The organism is Kosakonia sp. AG348 (genome assembly GCF_003337365.1).
GTDB lineage: Bacteria > Pseudomonadota > Gammaproteobacteria > Enterobacterales > Enterobacteriaceae > Kosakonia.
In genome coordinates, this window is sequence record NZ_QPJR01000004.1 from 347,414 (window position 1) to 366,941 (window position 19,528).

General features: G+C 53.8%; 22 protein-coding genes and 1 pseudogene. 18 read left to right on the forward strand and 5 right to left on the reverse strand.

What is annotated here, in order from left to right; translation table 11 throughout:
• A pseudogene (locus DFO56_RS11895) lies at positions 1–411 on the reverse strand (flagellin FliC); the annotation flags it as partial.
• Positions 412–652: 241 nt separating this feature from the next.
• On the opposite strand from DFO56_RS11895, the gene fliD reads away from it, so the two are divergent.
• From fliD to amyA, 4 genes are all read left to right on the forward strand, one after another.
• On the forward strand, positions 653–2,071 hold the full coding sequence (gene fliD / locus DFO56_RS11900; protein WP_020454184.1) for a flagellar filament capping protein FliD: 1,419 nt from the start codon (positions 653–655) through the stop codon (positions 2,069–2,071).
• Positions 2,072–2,094: 23 nt separating this feature from the next.
• Positions 2,095–2,505 carry a flagellar export chaperone FliS gene (gene fliS / locus DFO56_RS11905; protein WP_017458358.1) on the forward strand — a complete coding sequence of 137 codons (411 nt, stop codon included), beginning with the start codon at positions 2,095–2,097 and terminating at the stop codon, positions 2,503–2,505.
• On the forward strand, positions 2,505–2,864 hold the full coding sequence (gene fliT, locus DFO56_RS11910; RefSeq protein ID WP_020454185.1) for a flagella biosynthesis regulatory protein FliT: 360 nt from the start codon (positions 2,505–2,507) through the stop codon (positions 2,862–2,864). The genes fliS and fliT overlap by 1 nt, the downstream gene beginning before the upstream one ends.
• Positions 2,865–3,038: 174 nt before the next feature.
• The gene (gene amyA, locus DFO56_RS11915) at positions 3,039–4,526 is read left to right on the forward strand and encodes an alpha-amylase (protein ID WP_045511226.1); all 1,488 of its coding nucleotides are present in this window, start codon (positions 3,039–3,041) and stop codon (positions 4,524–4,526) included.
• A gap of 41 nt (positions 4,527–4,567) precedes the next feature.
• Here amyA and yedD read toward each other — a convergent pair whose 3' ends face one another.
• Positions 4,568–4,978 (reverse strand): lipoprotein YedD, encoded by a 411-nt coding sequence (yedD, locus tag DFO56_RS11920; protein WP_045511224.1) that lies wholly within the window; start codon positions 4,976–4,978, stop codon positions 4,568–4,570.
• 193 nt (positions 4,979–5,171) lie between these two features.
• Here yedD and yedE point away from each other — a divergent pair, with 193 nt between their 5' ends.
• The 3 genes from yedE (at position 5,172) to DFO56_RS11935 (ending at position 7,538) form a co-directional block, all read left to right on the forward strand.
• Positions 5,172–6,380, forward strand: a complete 1,209-nt coding sequence (gene yedE / locus DFO56_RS11925; protein ID WP_045511222.1) for a selenium metabolism membrane protein YedE/FdhT — start codon at positions 5,172–5,174, stop codon at positions 6,378–6,380.
• Entirely contained in the window at positions 6,377–6,607 is a 231-nt protein-coding gene (gene yedF, locus DFO56_RS11930) for a sulfurtransferase-like selenium metabolism protein YedF (protein WP_020454189.1), read from the forward strand. The genes yedE and yedF overlap by 4 nt, the downstream gene beginning before the upstream one ends.
• A gap of 88 nt (positions 6,608–6,695) precedes the next feature.
• On the forward strand, positions 6,696–7,538 hold the full coding sequence (locus DFO56_RS11935; RefSeq protein WP_158539528.1) for a WcbI family polysaccharide biosynthesis putative acetyltransferase: 843 nt from the start codon (positions 6,696–6,698) through the stop codon (positions 7,536–7,538).
• A gap of 148 nt (positions 7,539–7,686) precedes the next feature.
• Here the strand turns inward: DFO56_RS11935 and DFO56_RS11940 are convergent, their stop codons facing one another.
• The 3 genes from DFO56_RS11940 to fliE all read right to left on the reverse strand — a co-directional run bounded on the left by DFO56_RS11940 (position 7,687) and on the right by fliE (position 9,687).
• Complete coding sequence (locus tag DFO56_RS11940; protein WP_044489681.1) at positions 7,687–8,583, reverse strand: diguanylate cyclase; 897 nt, start codon at positions 8,581–8,583, stop codon at positions 7,687–7,689.
• A 181-nt stretch (positions 8,584–8,764) separates the two neighbouring features.
• Positions 8,765–9,157 carry a VOC family protein gene (locus DFO56_RS11945; protein WP_045511218.1) on the reverse strand — a complete coding sequence of 131 codons (393 nt, stop codon included), beginning with the start codon at positions 9,155–9,157 and terminating at the stop codon, positions 8,765–8,767.
• A 218-nt stretch (positions 9,158–9,375) separates the two neighbouring features.
• On the reverse strand, positions 9,376–9,687 hold the full coding sequence (gene fliE, locus DFO56_RS11950; protein WP_045511215.1) for a flagellar hook-basal body complex protein FliE: 312 nt from the start codon (positions 9,685–9,687) through the stop codon (positions 9,376–9,378).
• 225 nt (positions 9,688–9,912) lie between these two features.
• On the opposite strand from fliE, the gene fliF reads away from it, so the two are divergent.
• The 11 genes from fliF (at position 9,913) to fliP (ending at position 19,526) form a co-directional block, all read left to right on the forward strand.
• Positions 9,913–11,613, forward strand: coding sequence for a flagellar basal-body MS-ring/collar protein FliF (fliF, locus tag DFO56_RS11955; RefSeq protein WP_020454193.1), 1,701 nt, complete (start codon positions 9,913–9,915; stop codon positions 11,611–11,613).
• Positions 11,603–12,601: a flagellar motor switch protein FliG gene (gene fliG / locus DFO56_RS11960; RefSeq protein ID WP_020454194.1), complete on the forward strand. Its 999-nt coding sequence runs from the start codon at positions 11,603–11,605 to the stop codon at positions 12,599–12,601. The genes fliF and fliG overlap by 11 nt, the downstream gene beginning before the upstream one ends.
• On the forward strand, positions 12,594–13,310 hold the full coding sequence (gene fliH / locus DFO56_RS11965; protein ID WP_020454195.1) for a flagellar assembly protein FliH: 717 nt from the start codon (positions 12,594–12,596) through the stop codon (positions 13,308–13,310). Before fliG ends, fliH begins: the two co-directional genes overlap by 8 nt.
• Positions 13,310–14,680, forward strand: coding sequence for a flagellar protein export ATPase FliI (fliI, locus tag DFO56_RS11970; protein ID WP_020454196.1), 1,371 nt, complete (start codon positions 13,310–13,312; stop codon positions 14,678–14,680). The genes fliH and fliI overlap by 1 nt, the downstream gene beginning before the upstream one ends.
• Before the next feature lie 19 nt (positions 14,681–14,699).
• A complete protein-coding gene (gene fliJ / locus DFO56_RS11975; protein ID WP_017458372.1) occupies positions 14,700–15,143 on the forward strand; it encodes a flagellar export protein FliJ in 444 nt (147 codons plus the stop codon).
• A complete protein-coding gene (gene fliK, locus DFO56_RS11980; RefSeq protein WP_045511210.1) occupies positions 15,140–16,414 on the forward strand; it encodes a flagellar hook length control protein FliK in 1,275 nt (424 codons plus the stop codon). Before fliJ ends, fliK begins: the two co-directional genes overlap by 4 nt.
• Before the next feature lie 103 nt (positions 16,415–16,517).
• Positions 16,518–16,985 carry a flagellar basal body-associated protein FliL gene (fliL, locus tag DFO56_RS11985; RefSeq protein ID WP_020454198.1) on the forward strand — a complete coding sequence of 156 codons (468 nt, stop codon included), beginning with the start codon at positions 16,518–16,520 and terminating at the stop codon, positions 16,983–16,985.
• Between the two features lie 4 nt (positions 16,986–16,989).
• Positions 16,990–17,994, forward strand: a complete 1,005-nt coding sequence (gene fliM, locus DFO56_RS11990; protein ID WP_020454199.1) for a flagellar motor switch protein FliM — start codon at positions 16,990–16,992, stop codon at positions 17,992–17,994.
• A complete protein-coding gene (gene fliN, locus DFO56_RS11995; RefSeq protein ID WP_020454200.1) occupies positions 17,991–18,407 on the forward strand; it encodes a flagellar motor switch protein FliN in 417 nt (138 codons plus the stop codon). The genes fliM and fliN overlap by 4 nt, the downstream gene beginning before the upstream one ends.
• 7 nt (positions 18,408–18,414) lie before the next feature.
• Positions 18,415–18,789 carry a flagellar biosynthetic protein FliO gene (gene fliO / locus DFO56_RS12000; protein WP_017458377.1) on the forward strand — a complete coding sequence of 125 codons (375 nt, stop codon included), beginning with the start codon at positions 18,415–18,417 and terminating at the stop codon, positions 18,787–18,789.
• Positions 18,789–19,526, forward strand: a complete 738-nt coding sequence (gene fliP / locus DFO56_RS12005) for a flagellar type III secretion system pore protein FliP (protein WP_017458378.1) — start codon at positions 18,789–18,791, stop codon at positions 19,524–19,526. Before fliO ends, fliP begins: the two co-directional genes overlap by 1 nt.
• Positions 19,527–19,528: the final 2 nt, after the last annotated feature.

The window sequence follows — 19,528 nt, forward strand, 5'->3', positions numbered from 1 at the left end:
CAGCACTTTGATGCCGTTGAAGTCGGTCTGGGTGGTAACACGGTTAACTTCTTCCATACGCTGGTTAACTTCAGCCTGGATGGAGTCGATGTCAGAGGCAGAGTTGGAGCTGTTCTGTGCCTGAACGGTGAGGTCACGGATACGCTGCAGGTTGTTGTTGATTTCGCTCAGCGCGCCTTCAGCGGTCTGCGCCAGAGAGATACCGTCGTTCGCGTTACGTGCAGCAACGGTCAGGCCGTTGATGTTGGAAGTAAAGCGGTTAGCAATTGCCTGGCCAGCAGCGTCATCTTTAGCGCTGTTGATACGCAGACCAGAAGACAGGCGCTCAATAGACGTACCCAGAGAAGACTGAGATTTAGTCAGGTTGTTCTGAGTCATCAGAGACAGGGTGTTAGTATTAATAACAGCCATGATGTAATTCCTTAAAAAAAGTTATCAGATTCAGGCATCTGCCTACGGTTTTCTCACCGTCCCCCTGATTATCGACCGCCTCTTAGCAACCTTTAGAAAAAAAGATCATTTTTTTAAAGCCGCAAACTGCCCGCTATTCTTTATCTTTATTCCGCCATTGTTTTAAAAAAAACCCTCTAATCTTTTCGCAGTCGCTGCCGATAATCCCCACAGTGATTGTCTAAAACTGAAGGATAAAGAAATGGCAACTATTAGTTCTATCGGAGCAGGCACCAGCTTAAGTTCGTCGCTCAGTACGCTGTATAGCCAGCTGCAGACGGCCGAAGAGACCAGGCTGACGCCAATTACCACTCAGCAGACATCGTATAAAGCAAAACTCACTGCCTGGGGCATCGTTCAGACGTCGCTGACCAAGCTGCAAACAGCGGCCAATGCGCTGAAAGATACTTCCAAAATTGCATCGGCCAAAGTTTCCAGCACTAACACGGCGTTTACCGCCTCCCTGGCGACCAGTGCAACGGCGGGATCATATTCTATTGAAGTGACGTCGCTGGCAGCAGCGCAGTCGCTGCTCAGCCCGAAAGCGGCAAGTAAAGATACGGATTTAGGTGATAGCAGCCTGAGCTCGCGTACCATTACGATCACCCAACCGGGTCAAAAAGATCCGCTGACCGTTACGCTGGCAAGCGATAAGACCAGCCTGGCGGATATCCGTGATGCGATCAACGCGAAAGCAGGAAGTGTGACCGCAAGTATCATTAAAGCCGATGACAGCAGCTACTATCTGGCGCTGACCTCGCGCGATAGCGGTACCACCAACCAGATGACGATCACCACTAATGATACCGAATTAGCCAAGTACGTTAGTTATGATTCAAGCAATGCCGGCAGCGCCAGCAATACCATGACGCAGCAGGTTGCCGCTGCTGACGCCAACCTGAAGATCAACGGCGTTGCGATCACGCGTAGCAGTAACACCATCACCGATGCGCCGGAAGGCGTAACGCTGACGCTGAACAAGACCAATATCGGCAGCCCGGAAACGCTGGCGGTAACCAAAGATAATGCGCCAATGACTGCGGCGGTGCAGGCGTTTGTTGATGCTTATAACTCCCTGCAAACCACCATTGCCAACCAGACAAAATACACGAAAGTGGATCAGGGCAGTACGTCTCAGGACAACTCTAACGGCGATCTGCTGGGTGACGGTACGCTGCGTAACATTCAGACGCGTCTGCGCTCGCTGCTTTCCTCTTCTCAGAGCAATACCGGCAGCTACAATATCCTGTCGCAGCTGGGTATTACCCAGGATGTCTCCGGCAAACTGACCGTTGACAGCACCAAGCTCGACAAAGCGCTGACGGAAAAATCAACTGACGTGATCTCTTTCCTGACCGGTGATGGCAAAACCACAGGTTTTGCGACGCAGGCCAGCAATCTGCTGGACGATTTCCTCGGTACTGACGGCACCGTGCAGAATGCAACCGATGGGATTAACAAGACGCTGAAAAAGCTGTCTGAGCAGTATGACCGGGTTAACGACCAGATCACCGCAACCATGGCTCGTTATAAAGCGCAATTTACAAGTTTAAGTACGCTGGTCTCGTCACTGGAATCAACCGGTAACTATTTGACCCAGCAATTTAACAAGACCAATTAATAAAGTATTCGTTGAGGTTTGAAATGTATACGAAATCGGGAACTCAGGCTTATGCTCAGGTCGGCGTGGAAAGCGCCGTCCTGAGCGCCAGCCCGCATCAACTTGTGGTACTGCTTTTTGATGGCGCGTTAAGCGCCATGAAAAGGGCTGCGATCCTGATTGAGCAGGGAGATATTCCCGGTAAAGGACAGGCGCTTTCAAAGGCTATTAATATCATTACCAACGGTTTGCGTGCCGGTCTCGACCACGAAGTCGGTGGCGAGATCGCCGCAAACCTGGACAGTCTTTATGACTATATGACACGACGTCTTTTACAGGCTAATCTCCACAATGACCTCTCCGCCATTGATGAAGTTTCAACGTTGCTCAACAACATTGCTGATGCCTGGAAAGAGATTGGCCCCAATAATCAAAACGCGCGGGACACTTACTAATGGAAGCAAATTTCGGGTTGCTCCACCACTATCAGCAGCTGTTGGTCACCAGCCGCACCATGCTTAACCTCGCGAAGGAAGGGCGTTGGGACGAACTCATTGAGCACGAGTTGAAATACATTACCGCTGTGGAGAAACTGACACAGTTCCAGGATATGAGTGAAGTCGCGCCTCAAATGCAGGCGCAAATTCGCCCGTTGCTACAGCAAATTCTGGAAAATGAAGTTTCACTCAAAGAACTGTTAAGCCAGCGAATGGACGAGCTGCGGACATTGGTTGGACAGACATCCCGACAACATAACCTACATTCGACATATGGACGTCTCTCTGGAAACATTTTATTCCCCAACGAGATCTAATCTCATGCCCGGCGGGTGATACAGGAACAGTCCATCACCCGCTACGGTTTTCGCCTTCCCCCCTCTTCCCGTTCTTATCTCGCAATACAAATTCCCACGCCACTATGTGCGTAGCGGTTCGTCGTTTCTGAAATCTCAGCCATACTTCCAGCGTCTCACTCTGGAGCATGGAAGATGAAAAACCCCACCCTGTTGCAAACGTTTCACTGGTACTCCCCTGATGGCGGCGCACTCTGGCCGGAACTTCGCGCGCGCGCAGGTGCGCTGAACGACATGGGGATCAATATGGTCTGGCTTCCACCGGCGTACAAAGGTGCCGCAGGCGACCAGTCGGTGGGTTATGACAGCTACGATTTATTCGATCTCGGTGAGTTTGATCAGAAAGGTAGCGTCGCCACCAAATACGGGGATAAAGCGCAACTGTTCGCCGCCATTGACGCGCTGCAGGCGAACGGTATCGCCGTGCTGCTGGATGTGGTGGTGAACCACAAAATGGGTGCCGATGAAAAAGAAGCGGTACGCGTGAACCGGGTCAATCAACAGGATCGCACGCAAATTGACGACGAGGTTGTTGCATGTGAAGCCTGGACGCGCTTCACCTTCCCTGCCCGCGCCGGGAAATATTCGCGATTTATCTGGGATTACAAATGTTTTAGCGGCGTCGATCATATTGAAAATCCGGACGAATACGGCGTGTTTAAAATCGTTAACGACTATACCGGCGACGGCTGGAACGACCAGGTCGACGACGAGCTGGGCAACTTCGACTACCTGATGGGCGCCAATATCGATTTTCGTAACCATGCGGTGACGGAAGAGATCAAATACTGGGCGCGTTGGGTAATGGAACAGACTCACTGCGACGGTTTTCGTCTGGACGCGGTGAAACACATTCCGGCCTGGTTCTATAAAGAGTGGATCGAGCATGTGCAGGAAGTCGCGCCCGGGCCGCTGTTTATCGTCGCGGAATACTGGTCCCATGAAGTGGAAAAGCTGCAGCAGTATATCGGCCAGGTTGAGGGCAAAACGATGCTCTTTGACGCGCCGCTGCATATGAAATTTCACGAAGCCTCGCAACAGGGGCGCAATTACGATATGCGCCAGATCTTCGACGGAACCCTGGTGGAAGCCGATCCGTTTCACGCCGTAACGCTGGTTGCCAACCACGACACGCAACCCCTGCAAGCCCTGGAAGCGCCGGTCGAAGCCTGGTTTAAACCGCTGGCCTATGCGCTGATCCTGCTGCGTGAAAATGGCGTGCCGTCAGTCTTTTACCCGGATCTGTTTGGCGCAAGCTACGACGATACCGGCGGCGATGGCGAAACCTACCACGTCGATATGCCAGTCATTGAAAATCTCGAACGGTTAATTCTCGCCCGCCAGCGTTTCGCCCACGGCGTGCAAACCCTGTGGTTTGATCATCCTAACTGCATCGCCTTTAGCCGCAGTGGCACCGAATGTGAGCCGGGTTGCGTGGTGGTGATGTCCAATGGCGACGAGGGAGAAAAGCAGTTGATGCTAGGGGAGAACTACGCCAGTAAAGTGTGGCGGGATTTTCTTGGTAACCGCGAGGAGACGATCACCACCGATGAACATGGTGAAGGAACATTCACCTGCAATGGGGGTAGCGTCAGCGTGTGGGTCATTGAGGATGCGCTATAAAAGTGCGCCGGGCAACGTAACATGCAGGCCCGGCGTGCTATTTAGTGCGTAATGTTCAGCCCGGATTTAGTTAAAGCGTCCTGGCATTCAACCGTGGGTTTATCGACGCGTTGCAATGTCAGACCATCAAACTCCAGCGTATTACCTTCGCGCTCAAGGCGGTAAATGTCGCGTTTTTGCGTCACGTTATACAGCTTGTCGCCATTACGCATCAGCTTGCCCGGAACGGCAATCACGCGCTGCCACTGGCGGCAATCGAGTGTATCACCCTCTTTTGTCACGATAAGGCTGGCGATGGCTTCCGGGCTCACCAGGCTGCTTTGCGGCCCGGAAGATTGCCAGTAACCCGCCAGCCCTGCCGGTGCGGGCTGTTTCACCACCGCATCGTAATTATCCACCTGAACGCAGCCGCTCAGCAGCATCGCCGCGCCAATAATCACTCGCTTTTTCATTATTTATCCTGCTCGCGAAGAAAAAAATATTGTGGCATTAAAGCATTATCATCGCCACCCTTTCCCCCACCGCCTGCAAGTTTGATCTGTACCAGGTTTTTCGCCTTTTTTACGTTAGCTTGTCATCTCGCCCGTGTATTATCCGGGGTTCTTTTGCATTACCCGTTCCTTCTGAGTTCAGAGGCTCATTTCTATGTCATGGCAACAGTTCAAAGACCGCTTTCTGATTAAGTTCTGGTCTCCCGTCCCGGCGGTTATCGCTGCGGGCATCCTCTCCACTTACTATTTTGGTATCACCGGCACGTTCTGGGCGGTTACCGGCGAGTTTACCCGCTGGGGCGGTCAGTTATTGCAACTGGCAGGTGTGCACACCGAAGAGTGGGGCTACTTCAAATTGATCCACCTTGACGGCACCCCGCTCACCCGTATTGATGGCATGATGATCATCGGCATGTTCGGCGGCTGTTTCGCCGCCGCGCTGTGGGCGAACAACGTCAAGCTGCGTTTGCCGCACAGCCGTATCCGTATCATGCAGGCCATTATCGGCGGGATGATTGCCGGTTTCGGCGCACGTCTGGCGATGGGCTGTAATCTCGCCGCCTTCTTTACCGGTATTCCGCAGTTCTCGTTACACGCGTGGTTTTTTGCCGTCGCCACCGCCATTGGCTCGTGGTTTGGCGCACGCTTCACGTTGCTGCCGCTGTTTCGCATCCCGGTTAAAATGCAAAAAGTCTCAGCCGCCTCACCGCTGACGCAAAAACCCGCTCAGGCAAAACGTCGTTTTCGTATCGGCATGCTGGTGTTCGCCGGCATGGTGGGTTGGGCGCTGCTGACGGCAATGAACCAGCCCAAATTAGGCCTGGCAATGCTGTTTGGTGTGGGTTTTGGTCTGCTTATCGAACGTGCGCAAATCTGTTTTACCTCGGCCTTCCGCGATATGTGGATCACCGGGCGCACGATGATGGCGAAAGCGATTATTTTCGGGATGGCGGCCAGCGCTATCGGTATCTTTAGCTATGTTCAGCTGGGCATGGAAGCCAAAATTATGTGGGCGGGTCCGAATGCGGTGATCGGCGGCTTGCTGTTCGGCTTTGGTATTGTACTGGCAGGCGGCTGTGAAACCGGCTGGATGTACCGCGCGGTGGAAGGCCAGGTACACTACTGGTGGGTTGGGCTGGGTAACGTGATTGGCTCAACGATCCTCGCCTACTACTGGGATGATTTATCCCCTGCGCTGGCCACCAGCTGGGACAAAATCAACCTGTTGAAAACCTTCGGTCCGCTGGGTGGCCTGCTGGTCACTTATCTTTTGTTGCTCGCCGCCTTCTTGTTTGTCGTCGGCTGGGAAAAACGCTTCTTCCGCCGCGCTAACACCGCGACTACCGTTAAGGAGGCTGCATGAACATCGTGCCCGATTACCGTCTTGATATGAGCGGCGAGCCCTGCCCTTACCCAGCTGTTGCGACGCTTGAAGCGATGCCGCAGTTAAAAAAAGGCGAGATCCTGGAAGTGATAAGCGACTGCCCGCAATCCATTAACAATATTCCGCTGGATGCGCGTAATCACGGCTATACCGTGCTGGATATTCAGCAAGATGGGCCGACGATCCGGTATTTGATACAAAAATAAGGTTTTACCTGTACTCCGCCCCCAGGCTAACGATAAAATTAGCCGCTGTAATTACAACGGAATGCATTAGCCTGGGGGCGTTTATAAAATGAAATTAGCATTAATTGGTAATTGCCAACTTGAAGTTCTGGGAAATTTGATAATGAACGTCAGCGGGCTGCATGAAGGGAAGTTCGACGGCATTTTCAATATGCCTATTTATAAACTTAACGAAAATAATGACTTCATTAACTTCTATCACGAATTAGAACAGTGTGATTTCATTTTTATGCAGCATCATGCAGAAAAATGGGGACCGTTTTCAACAGCGGCCTTAAGCCAATTCTTCGATATCACCATGCTACCGACCATGGAATCCCGCGTTTCAACGCCGCAGCTCGGGTACTATACAGATAAAATCCCTGATTTTATGGTCTACGTCGATTACCGCATGCTGCATCTTTATCTCACCAATGTGAGTATTCAAAACGTGGTGGAAGCGTACCATTCCGTGAGTTTTTCCAGTGAAAAACAAACCAATATGCTTAAAGAAGATGCGTTGAAATACCGCACATTATTTCAACGAGGCAAGCTTTATTTCGATTATTCAGAAGAGTATTTCCGCACACTTTCCGCTAATCCGGATTGCTACTCAACGGTAAGCCACCCGGATAATTATAATCTGAGTTTGTTATTACAAGTGATTTATCATAAATCACTTGGCATTAACGAGAGTTTCGATCTGCAGGGCAATGATCTGCTTAAAAATTATGTTGCGCCGAAAATTGGCTCAGGTGATAACACGTATCATATGATGCGCCCGACGGGCTTGGCGCTGGCCGGTAAAATTAATTATGCCTTTTTTGACAGCCAGAATCGGCGTGCGCTTAAACAAGCGCTGGTTAACTCCTCTTACTATACCGGTCTGGAAGACTGCTACCAGAACCTGTAATTCGCCTGGTGTTTTCCTGCTCCAAAAAAGCCCTTTGCAGGGCTTTTTTATTATGATTGAAAATAGACTCAACTGCCGTTAATAACAGAACCCTTGCTGATAGTATTGAACGCGATATAAAACAAATCGCACCAGGGATAATGGAATATTAATGGGTAATAAGGTGAATCTCACCGCCTTCATCCATAAACATACAGCGGTTGCGCCCGGTCTGTTTTCCCCGATACATCGCCGCATCGGCTCTTTTCACGACGATGCCAATAGACTCGCCATCCCATGCCTGAGTCACACCGATGGTCACCGTAATGTTAAGCGCTTTATCGTCGTAGTGAATGGCTGACGCTGCAACCGACTCACGCAGGCGCATCGCGGCCATGCACGCCTCTCTGTCCGAAGGCGCATACAGAATAATAATGAACTCCTCACCGCCGTAGCGGTAGGCAGTGTCGCCCCCACGGATCCGATCGCGCAGTTGCTGCGCCAGCTCGCGTAAAACGCCATCACCGACCAGATGCCCGTAGGTGTCATTCACATCTTTAAAACGATCGATATCAAGCAGCAACATATACATCTTCCGGTCTGATACTTCTTTCAGTTGCTGTTCAAACCTTTCATCCAGCATCCTGCGCCCTGGCAGCCCGGTTAATATATCAACGCCACCGCGCAGCTTTAATAAATACGTTTTATAGGCGGTCACCGCTGCGGAAAATAACGCAAGACGATGCTTAAACTCTGAAAATTTATCGGTATTTGTTTTTTTATCCCTAATCACACACATCAATTCACGGCCGCAGTTATGCATTTTAGTGTGTGTCGCATCAATTGCCTGCAGGCAGCTGGATTCCTCCTGATTCGTGGGTTGGTGTCCATCCAGCCAGCGACCGAAATGGCACAGGTGGTGCGAGTGTGCGTTAATGCTTTCCGACTGATCAATATTATTATTGACCACGCAGGCGAACATATTGATTAACCAATCATAATGCGCATCAACTGCTTTATTAAGATCAATAAGGATATTATCAATCTGTTGTGTATTCCTGTACATCATATCCCTCACCGCGGTGTAATAAGCACTACAGTGTAAAAAAACAAAAGGTATTTTTATGTAAATATAATAAAATCAGCTAAAGAATCAGATATTTCAGCGCAAGAAATATTTGCAAAAACGGAAATAAAACCCATTAATTCATGGTAATGGCAAAGCACCTGCGTGGAACCAGCGTAACTCAGACAGATACCCACGCCCTGTTTTGCAACACCACGCGGTAGCCGTCATTGTCCTGCCAGCTCTTGCCTGAAATATCCCAGTAAGGGTTAAACGAAACGACCTCTGTAAACCCGGCTTCGTGCATGGCTTCACAGCGCGCAGCCCATTCATCAGCGTCCGGGTAATAAAGCACCAGTAAATCCTCTGCCGTCGCAGCAGGTTTAACCGGATGGTGATGACAACGTGTGAATTCGATGTGCCAGGGCGCAGAGCGGTGCCCTACCATCACGCCACTGAAGCCCTCATGATCGGTGAAATCCGCAATTTTGTGCAGTTCCAGCGCCTCGCAATACATACGGCAGGTCAGTTCAAGGTCGGTTACGGGCCGGGCGATTCTCATATGGGCAAACATTCGTCATCTCTCCTTCGGGCATCGTCAGTGGAAAACGGTAAGCATGACTGTACCCGCAACGGCTATGGTCGATGTGATCGTCTGTGCCCACGTTAAATGGCAGGGAGGGTGCAAAAAGGATTAGGAGGGAAAGCGCACGAAACACAAAACAGGGGAAGATAACCGCCAGCGAGGTGGTTATCTTCCCATTATTCGTGGTTATGCGTGAGTCAGACTCACTACACCTGCATGTTCATGATGTCCTGGTATGCAGAAACCAGTTTGTTACGTACCTGAACGCCCATCTGCAACGAAATCGATGATTTCTGCAAATCGGTCATCACGTCGTTCAGCGCTACGCCCGGCTCACCGAGTGTAAATTTTTCCGCCTGGGTACGCGCTGCGTTTTGCGTGTCGCTAATGCGATCCAGCGCAGCATGCAGTTGTCCGGCGAAGCTGATAGACGGTTCACTTTCCACGCTCTGATTACGCGCAATCCCGGCAGTTGCCTGCAGCTGACTGACGACGCTTTCAATGCCCTGTATAGCCATGGTAAATCCCCGGATGGTTTGATACCTGACAAGGTTAACAGCTTGTCAATGGGATAATGGCGGTAAATAGCGATAAAAAACCAGGTTATTTGAGGCATAGAAAATTCGGATTCATCAAATAATGACACTGCCAGTTAATGGACATTTGTCGAGTTTGCCGACCCGGGAGTCTGTTTTGTTTCTCAACTCAAATAACAACATCCACCCAGAGTTACGAGGTGCGCAATGAGTGCGACTGCAACAACTGCACCGCAGAATAAATCTCTTGAGTGGCTTAACCGCTTACGCGCGAACCCCAAAATTCCTCTTATGGTGGCCGCTGCAGCAGCGGTTGCCATTGTTGTTGCTATGGTACTGTGGGCGAAAAGCCCGGACTACCGCACGCTTTATAGCAACCTGTCCGATCAGGACGGCGGCGCTATCGTCACCCAATTGACGCAGATGAACGTCCCCTACCGCTTTGCTGACGGTAGCGGTGCTATTGAAGTTCCCGCCGATAAAGTCCAGGAGCTGCGCCTGAAACTGGCTCAACAGGGTCTGCCGAAAGGCGGCGCTGTCGGTTTTGAACTGCTGGATCAGGAAAAATTTGGTATCAGCCAGTTCAGCGAACAAGTGAACTACCAGCGTGCGCTGGAAGGCGAACTGGCACGCACCATCGAAGCACTCGGTCCGGTAAAAGGCGCCCGCGTTCACCTCGCGATGCCAAAACCGTCGTTGTTCGTGCGCGAGCAGAAAGCCCCTTCCGCATCCGTGACGGTGAACTTGCAACCGGGACGCGCACTGGATGATGGCCAGATCAGTGCCGTCGTACACCTCGTTTCCAGCGCGGTGGCAGGTTTACCGCCGGGCAACGTGACCGTTGTCGATCAGGGCGGTCGTCTGCTGACCCAATCCGGCGTTGCCGGTCGTGACCTGAATGATGCACAACTGAAATACACCGCCGACGTTGAAGGCCGTATCCAGCGCCGTATCGAAGCGATCCTTGGCCCTATCGTGGGTAACGGCAACGTTCACGCGCAGGTAACGGCGAAACTCGATTTTGCGAATAAAGAGCAGACGGAAGAACAATACACGCCAAACGGCGGCGATCCGTCACAGGCTGTGCTGCGTTCACGTCAGGTAAACAGCAGCGAGCAGATTGGCGGCCAGTATCCTGGCGGCGTTCCGGGTGCGCTGTCGAACCAGCCTGCTCCGGCGAATACCGCGCCGATTACCACACCGGCTAACCAGCAGAACGGTCAGCAGAATCAAAATGCGCAGGGCCAGCAAGGCACGAGCACGGCTAACACCACCACCACCGGGCCGCGTAACACCACGCATAACGAAACCAATAACTACGAAGTCGACCGTACGATCCGCCACACCAAAATGAATGTCGGCGATATCGAGCGCCTCTCTGTTGCGGTGGTGGTCAACTATCGTTCGCTGCCGGGTGGCAAAACCGCCGCGCTGACAGCCGACCAGATTAAACAGATTGAAGATTTGACTCGCGAAGCGATGGGTTACACCGAGAAACGCGGTGACACCCTGAACGTCGTCAACTCGCCGTTCAACGCAACGGATGATGTTGGTGGTCAGCTCCCGTTCTGGCAACAGCAGTCGTTTATCGATCAGCTGATGTCCGCAGGTCGCTGGTTGCTGGTGCTCATCGTGGCGTGGCTGCTGTGGCGTAAAGCCGTACGTCCGCAGCTGGTACGCCGCCAGGAAGAGGCGAAAGCCTTGCAGGAAGCGCAACAAGCCAAAGCGGAAATCGAAGAATCGGTGGAAGTTCGCCTCAGCAAAGACGAACAGAACCAGCAGCGTCGCTCTAACCAGCGCCTGAGCGCCGAGGTGATGAGCCAGCGTATTCGCGAAATGTCAGATAACGATCCGCGCGTCGTGGCGCTGGTCATTCGCCAGTGGATGAGTAACGAACATGAGCAATAATCTTTCCGGAACGGACAAAAGCGTCATCCTGCTGATGACCATTGGCGAAGATCGCGCGGCTGAGGTGTTCAAACACCTCTCCGCCCGCGAAGTCCAGCACTTGAGTACCGCGATGGCCAGCGTACGTCAGATCTCCAACAAACAGCTGATGGACGTATTGCAGGAGTTCGAGAACGAAGCGGAACAATTCGCGGCGCTGAACATCAACGCCAACGATTACCTGCGTTCGGTGCTGGTCAAAGCCCTCGGCGAAGAGCGTGCCTCCAGCCTGCTGGAAGATATCCTCGAAACGCGCGATACCACCAGCGGCATCGAAACGCTCAACTTTATGGAGCCGCAGAGCGCCGCCGACCTTATCCGCGACGAACACCCGCAGATCATCGCCACTATCCTTGTGCACCTCAAACGTTCTCAGGCGGCGGATATCCTTGCGCTGTTTGATGAGCGTATGCGCCACGATGTGATGCTGCGTATCGCCACCTTCGGCGGCGTACAGCCTGCCGCACTGGCGGAACTGACCGAAGTGCTGAACAACCTGCTCGACGGCCAGAACCTCAAGCGCAGCAAAATGGGCGGCGTGAGAACCGCGGCGGAAATCATCAACCTGATGAAAACGCAGCAGGAAGAAGCCGTTATTACCGCCGTTCGCGAGTTCGACGGCGAGCTGGCGCAGAAAATTATCGACGAGATGTTCCTGTTCGAAAACCTGGTGGATGTGGACGACCGCAGCATCCAGCGCCTGCTGCAGGAAGTGGATTCCGAATCCCTGCTGGTTGCCCTCAAAGGCGCCGAGCAACCGCTGCGCGAGAAGTTCCTGCGCAACATGTCGCAACGTGCGGCAGATATTCTGCGCGACGACCTGGCCAACCGTGGGCCGGTGCGTCTGTCTCAGGTGGAAAACGAACAGAAAGCCATCCTGCTCATCGTTCGCCGTCTGGCGGAGACCGGCGAGATGGTAATTGGCAGCGGCGAGGATACCTATGTCTAATGAATTGCCGTGGAAAGTCTGGAAGCCGGACGATCTGGCCCTCCCGCTGGCCGCCGAGTTCGCTCCCCTGCTGACGAAAGAGTCGTCGTCAGCCGCTGAAGCGGACGGCGAAGAAGATGAGATATCAGAAGAGCAAAAGCTGCAGCAGCAGTTAGCGCAGATCCAGATGCAGGCGCACGACGCCGGGTATAACGCCGGTCTGGCGGAAGGCCGCAAAGCGGGTCACGACGTCGGCTACCAGGAAGGTCTGGCGCAGGGGCGCGAAGATGGTCTCAACCAGGCGCGCCAGCAACAGGCGCCAATCCATGCGCGTATGCAGCAGCTGGTCAGCGAATTCCAGTACACGCTGGATGCGCTGGACAGCGTTATCGCCTCGCGTCTGATGCAGATGGCGCTGGAAGCCGCGCGCCAGGTGTTAGGCCAGGTGCCGGTTGTTGATAACAGCGCGCTGATCAAGCAGATCCAGCATTTAATCCAGCAGGAGCCGCTGTTCAGCGGGAAACCGCAATTGCGCGTGCATCCGGACGATTTGCAGCGCGTGGAAGAGATGCTTGGCGCAACCCTCAGCCTGCACGGCTGGCGTTTGCGTGGCGATCCGACCCTGCATCCGGGCGGGTGCAAAGTGTCCGCCGATGAAGGCGATCTCGACGCCAGCGTAGCAACACGCTGGCAGGAACTGTGCCGTCTGGCGGCGCCGGGAGTAGTTTAATGACCGCACGTTTGACCCGCTGGCTAACGACGCTGGATAACTTTGAAGTCAAAATGGCGCAGCTGCCCGCTGTGCGCCGTTATGGTCGGCTGACCCGCGCGACCGGGCTGGTGCTGGAAGCCACCGGCCTGCAGCTGCCGCTGGGCGCGACCTGCATTATTGAGCGTCAGGACGGTGTCGAAACGCGCGAAGTCGAATGCGAAGTGGTTGGCTTCAACGGCCAGCGCCTGTTTTTAATGCCGCTGGAAGAAGTTGAAGGTATTTTGCCTGGCGCGCGCGTTTATGCCCGCAGCGTGTTAGGTGATGGTTTGCAAAGCGGTAAACAGCTGCCGCTCGGCCCTGCCCTGCTTGGCCGCGTGCTGGATGGCGGCGGCAAGCCGCTCGACGGCCTTCCTGCACCGGAAACCGGTGAGACCGGCGCACTGGTCACGCAGCCGTTTAACCCCTTACAACGTACGCCGATTGAGCATGTGCTGGATACCGGCGTACGCGCCATTAACGCCCTGCTGACCGTCGGTCGTGGTCAGCGTATGGGGCTGTTCGCCGGTTCCGGCGTCGGTAAAAGCGTGCTGTTAGGCATGATGGCCCGTTATACCCAGGCCGACGTTATTGTCGTCGGGCTGATTGGTGAACGTGGCCGCGAAGTAAAAGATTTTATTGAGAACATCCTTGGCGCAGAAGGCCGCGCACGTTCGGTGGTGATTGCCGCCCCGGCAGACGTTTCTCCTTTATTGCGTATGCAGGGCGCTGCGTACGCGACGCGCATTGCTGAAGATTTCCGCGACCGCGGTCAGCATGTGCTTCTGATCATGGACTCCCTGACGCGTTATGCCATGGCGCAGCGTGAAATCGCGCTGGCAATTGGCGAACCGCCAGCGACGAAAGGTTATCCCCCTTCTGTCTTCGCCAAATTACCGGCGCTGGTGGAACGCGCGGGGAACGGTATTCACGGCGGCGGTTCGATCACCGCGTTTTATACTGTTCTGACCGAAGGGGATGACCAGCAGGATCCGATCGCTGACTCCGCACGCGCCATTCTTGATGGGCACATTGTCTTGTCCCGCCGCCTGGCGGAAGCCGGTCACTACCCGGCCATTGACATTGAAGCCTCTATCAGCCGTGCGATGACAGCGTTAATTACGGAACAACATTACGCCAGAGTCCGGAACTTTAAGCAGTTGCTGTCGAGCTTCCAGCGTAACCGCGATCTGGTTAGCGTTGGCGCGTATGCGCGCGGTAGCGACCCAATGCTGGATAAAGCCATCGCATTGTGGCCACACCTGGAAGCCTTCCTGCAGCAGGGCATTTTTGAACGTGCCGGGTGGGAAGATTCAATGCAGGCATTAGAGCTGATCTTCCCGACAGTCTAAGGTAGTGGAGAGCTGACTTATGACGCAAAACAGCGCATTAACGACGCTAAAGGATTTGGCAGAGAAAGAAGTTGACGACGCCGCACTGAAACTGGGTGAGATGCGTCGCGGCTGCCAGCAAGCGGAAGAGCAATTAAAAATGCTGATTGAATATCAGCATGAGTATCGCAGCAGTCTGAATAACAACATGAGCCAGGGGATTGATAACCAACGCTGGCAGAATTATCAGCAATTTATTCAGACGCTGGAAAAAGCGATTGAGCAGCACCGTCAGCAGTTAGCGCAGTGGAATGAAAAAGTCGATAGTGCCCTGGGTAGCTGGCGTGAAAAGAAACAACGTTTACAAGCCTGGCAAACCTTGCAGGACCGACAAAGCGCCGCGGCGTTACTGGCGGAAAACCGTCTCGATCAGAAAAAAATGGATGAATTTGCACAGCGCGCGTCCCTGAGGAAAATAGAATGATCAACTTGTCAAAACTGTTAATGACAGAATCCGATGCCACCACCGGTGTACAAGCCGGCAAAAGCGGCGGCGATTCTGCACAAGACTTCCTCGCTCTGCTGACGGGTGCAATGACCGGCGGCCAGGGACAGGAGAGCGATGCGCCGATTACGCTTGCCGATCTGCAGGCAGCCGCTCTGAGCGGCAAGCTGGCGAAAGGCAACCTGGTGGCAACCGCAGCCACCGGCGAAGAGACGCAGGCACAAACACCGGCGCAAAAACTGGCGGAACTGCTGGCACGCCAGAGCGCGAAAAGCGATGTGATTGCCTCAGCGGCAAGCGACGCTGACGTGCAAAAACTGTTTTCTGGCCTCACACCTGCGGCGAAAACCGATGTGCTGGCCGCGTTAAGCAAAACGGCTAAAGCCACTGACAGCGAAAACAAAACCGATTTAAATGATGAAGAACTGGCTGGTTTAAGCGCGCTGATGGCGATGCTGCCGCATCAACAAGCTGCTCAGTTAAACAACGCCAGCGCCCAACCGGCTACCGCGACAAGCGGTATTGATGTGGCCAAAGCAGCAAACCGCGCACTGAATACCAGTTCACTGACGACAGATACCGATTTACCGCGCGGCAGCGCGAAAAATGACAGCCCTGCCAGCACCACGCCGTTCCATGTAGCGGATGATGCCCAGCAGACGGCGGTGCTCGCCTCCTCTTCTGCGGCGGTGAAGAAAGATAATGACAACGCGCTGCAAACCACCAATACCACGGCCAGCATCGCACCGGTGACGACTACCGCCAGTGCCGCCCAGGCCAGCACGCCTGTCGCCGCACCGGTGATCAGCGCCCCGCTGGGCAGCCATGAGTGGCAGCAGAATATCAGCCAGCATGTCACGCTCTTTACCCGCCAGGGCCAGCAGAGCGCGGAGCTGCGTCTGCATCCGGAAGATCTGGGTCAGGTTCAGATTTCTATTAAGCTTGAAGATAACCAGGCGCAGTTGCAGATGGTTTCAGCGCACAGCCATGTTCGCCAGGCACTGGAAGCGGCGCTGCCAATGCTGCGTACCTCGCTTGCAGAAAACGGCATTCAACTGGGTCAGAGCAATATCAGCAGCGAGTCTTTTGCCGGTCAGCAGCAGCAACAGCAGGCCTCTCAACAGCAGCAACAGGCTTCACGTTCGGGCGCAGGCGATCTGTTTGGCGCGGATGATGGCGACGCGTTAGTCACCCCGGCAAGCCTGCAATCTGCGGCTCGCGGTAACGGCGCAGTCGACATCTTTGCCTAAACGCCAGAGGTAGCATGATTATCCCCGTCTTTTCCGCGCTTTGACGGGAGCAGGACACGGGATAATCAGCTCATAAGCAGTACTAACAGGAAGCCCGTAACAGATGACTGATTCCGCTATTAACAAAAAACGTAAGCGCTCTATCTGGATCCCGCTGCTGGTGTTAATCACACTCGCAGCTTGCGCCACCGCTGGCTATAGTTACTGGCGTATGCAACAGAAACCTGCGGCTAGCGCAAAAGTGGAAGCGCCTCCTCCGCCAGCGCCGGTTTTCTTCGCTCTCGACACCTTCACAGTGAATCTGGGCGATGCTGACCGTGTGTTGTATGTCGGTATCACACTGCGTCTGAAAGATGACGCTACGCGCGCCAGACTTAGCGAATATCTGCCGGAAGTACGCAGCCGCTTGTTGATGTTGTTCTCACGTCAGGACGCAGCGCAGCTTGCAACCAACGAAGGCAAGCAGAACCTTGCTACCGCGATTAAAGAGACGATCGCAACGCCGTTAGTGCCAGGACAGCCGAAGCAGGAAGTCACTGACGTTCTTTATACAGCTTTCATTTTGCGGTAAAGACATGGGCGATAGCATTCTTTCTCAGGCCGAAATCGATGCGCTGCTCAACGGAGACAGCGATAAGAGCGATGATCCGCAACCGGGTATGGGTGGCGATAGCGATATTCGCCCCTATGACCCCAATACCCAGCGCCGCGTGGTGCGTGAGCGTCTGCAAGCGCTGGAGATCATCAACGAGCGTTTTGCGCGTCAGTTCCGTATGGGGTTGTTTAACTTGCTGCGTCGTAGCCCGGATATCACCGTTGGCGCGATCCGCATTCAGCCCTATCACGAGTTTGCGCGTAACTTACCCGTTCCGACCAACCTTAACTTGATCCACCTGAAACCCCTGCGCGGCACCGGCCTGTTTGTTTTCTCGCCAAGCCTGGTGTTTATCGCCGTGGATAACTTGTTCGGTGGCGACGGGCGTTTTCCAACGAAAGTGGAAGGCCGTGAATTTACGCACACTGAACAGCGCGTCATTAACCGCATGCTGAAGCTGGCGCTCGAAGCCTATAGCGATGCGTGGAAGGCGATTAACCCGCTGGACGTGGAGTATGTGCGTTCGGAAATGCAGGTCAAATTTACCAATATTACGACATCGCCGAACGATATCGTCGTCAATACGCCGTTCCATGTTGAGATCGGCAACCTGACGGGTGAGTTCAATATCTGTCTGCCTTTCAGCATGATAGAACCGCTGCGCGAAATGCTGGTCAACCCGCCGCTGGAAAACTCACGCAGTGAAGACCAGAACTGGCGTGACAACCTGGTGCGTCAGGTTCAGCACTCTGAACTGAATTTGATTGCCAATTTCGCGGATATTCCCCTGCGCCTGTCGCAGATACTTAAGCTCCAACCCGGCGATGTGCTGCCGATTGATAAACCCGATCGCATTATCGCTCATGTGGACGGCGTACCGGTGCTAACGAGCCAGTATGGTACGGTCAACGGACAATATGCGTTACGTGTAGAGCACTTGATAAACCCGATTTTGAATTCGCTGAATGAGGAACAGCCCAAATGAGTGATATGAACAATCCGTCCGATGAGAACAGCGGAGCACTGGACGATCTGTGGGCTGACGCGTTGAACGAACAAAAAACCACTCCCGCGACGAAAAGCGCGGCCGATGCCGTATTCCAGCAGCTCGGCGGTGGTGATGTTGGCGGCACTCTCCAGGATATCGACCTGATTATGGATATCCCGGTCAAACTGACCGTGGAACTGGGTCGTACGCGTATGACAATTAAAGAGCTGCTGCGTTTGACGCAGGGTTCCGTGGTGGCACTTGACGGGCTGGCGGGCGAACCGCTGGATATCCTGATCAACGGTTATCTGATTGCTCAGGGTGAAGTGGTGGTCGTTGCGGATAAATACGGCGTACGTATCACCGATATCATCACCCCTTCCGAGCGTATGCGTCGTTTGAGCCGCTGAGTCGAGCATGAAAACACAGGCCACGGTTTCCCAACCGTCTGCCCTTTCCGGTTCGCCACTGTTGCAGGTCAGTGGCGCGCTGTTTGGCATGATCGCGTTAATTCTGATTATCGCGTGGCTCGCCAAACGCCTTGGCCTCGGCGGCAAAACCGCCAGCGGCCGGGGTTTAAAAGTGACCGCCAGCACCACGGTTGGCCCGCGTGAACGCGTGGTGATCGTGGATGTTGAGGATGCACGCCTGGTGCTGGGCGTTACGCCCACCAACATCAATCTGTTGCACAAACTTCCTCCCGCACCCGCAGAAAGTGAAGACGTGAACGTGAAAAATGTGGATTTCCAGACCGTGATGAAGAATTTGCTTAAGCGTTCCGGGAGATCCTGATGCGCCGTTTGTTCTCTTTTGCGCTGGCCGGATTATGGCTGGTTGCCCCTGCGGCATTTGCACAACTTCCGGGTTTGATTAGCCAGCCGATAGCCGGTGGCGGCCAGAGCTGGTCGCTGCCTGTGCAGACGCTGGTATTTATTACCTCGCTCACCTTCCTGCCCGCCATTTTGCTGATGATGACCAGCTTTACCCGCATCATCATTGTGTTCGGCCTGCTGCGAAACGCGCTGGGAACACCGTCTGCGCCGCCAAACCAGGTGCTGCTTGGGCTGGCGCTGTTTTTGACCTTTTTTATTATGTCGCCGGTGATCGACAAGATTTATACCGACGCCTATCAGCCGTTTAGCGAGAATAAAATCTCTGTCGATGTGGCGCTGGAACGCGGCGCACAACCGCTGCGTGAATTTATGCTGCGCCAGACGCGCGAAGCCGATTTGGCGCTGTTTGCCCGTCTCTCTAATAGCCCGCCGATTCAGGGGCCGGAAGCCGTATCGATGCGCATTTTGTTGCCCGCTTACGTCACCAGCGAGCTGAAAACCGCGTTTCAGATTGGTTTTACAATCTTCATTCCGTTCCTGATTATCGATCTGGTGATCGCCAGCGTTCTGATGGCGCTCGGGATGATGATGGTACCGCCCGCAACCATTGCCCTGCCGTTCAAACTGATGTTGTTTGTGCTGGTGGATGGCTGGCAGTTACTGGTCAGTTCGCTCGCCCAGAGCTTTTACAGTTAGGA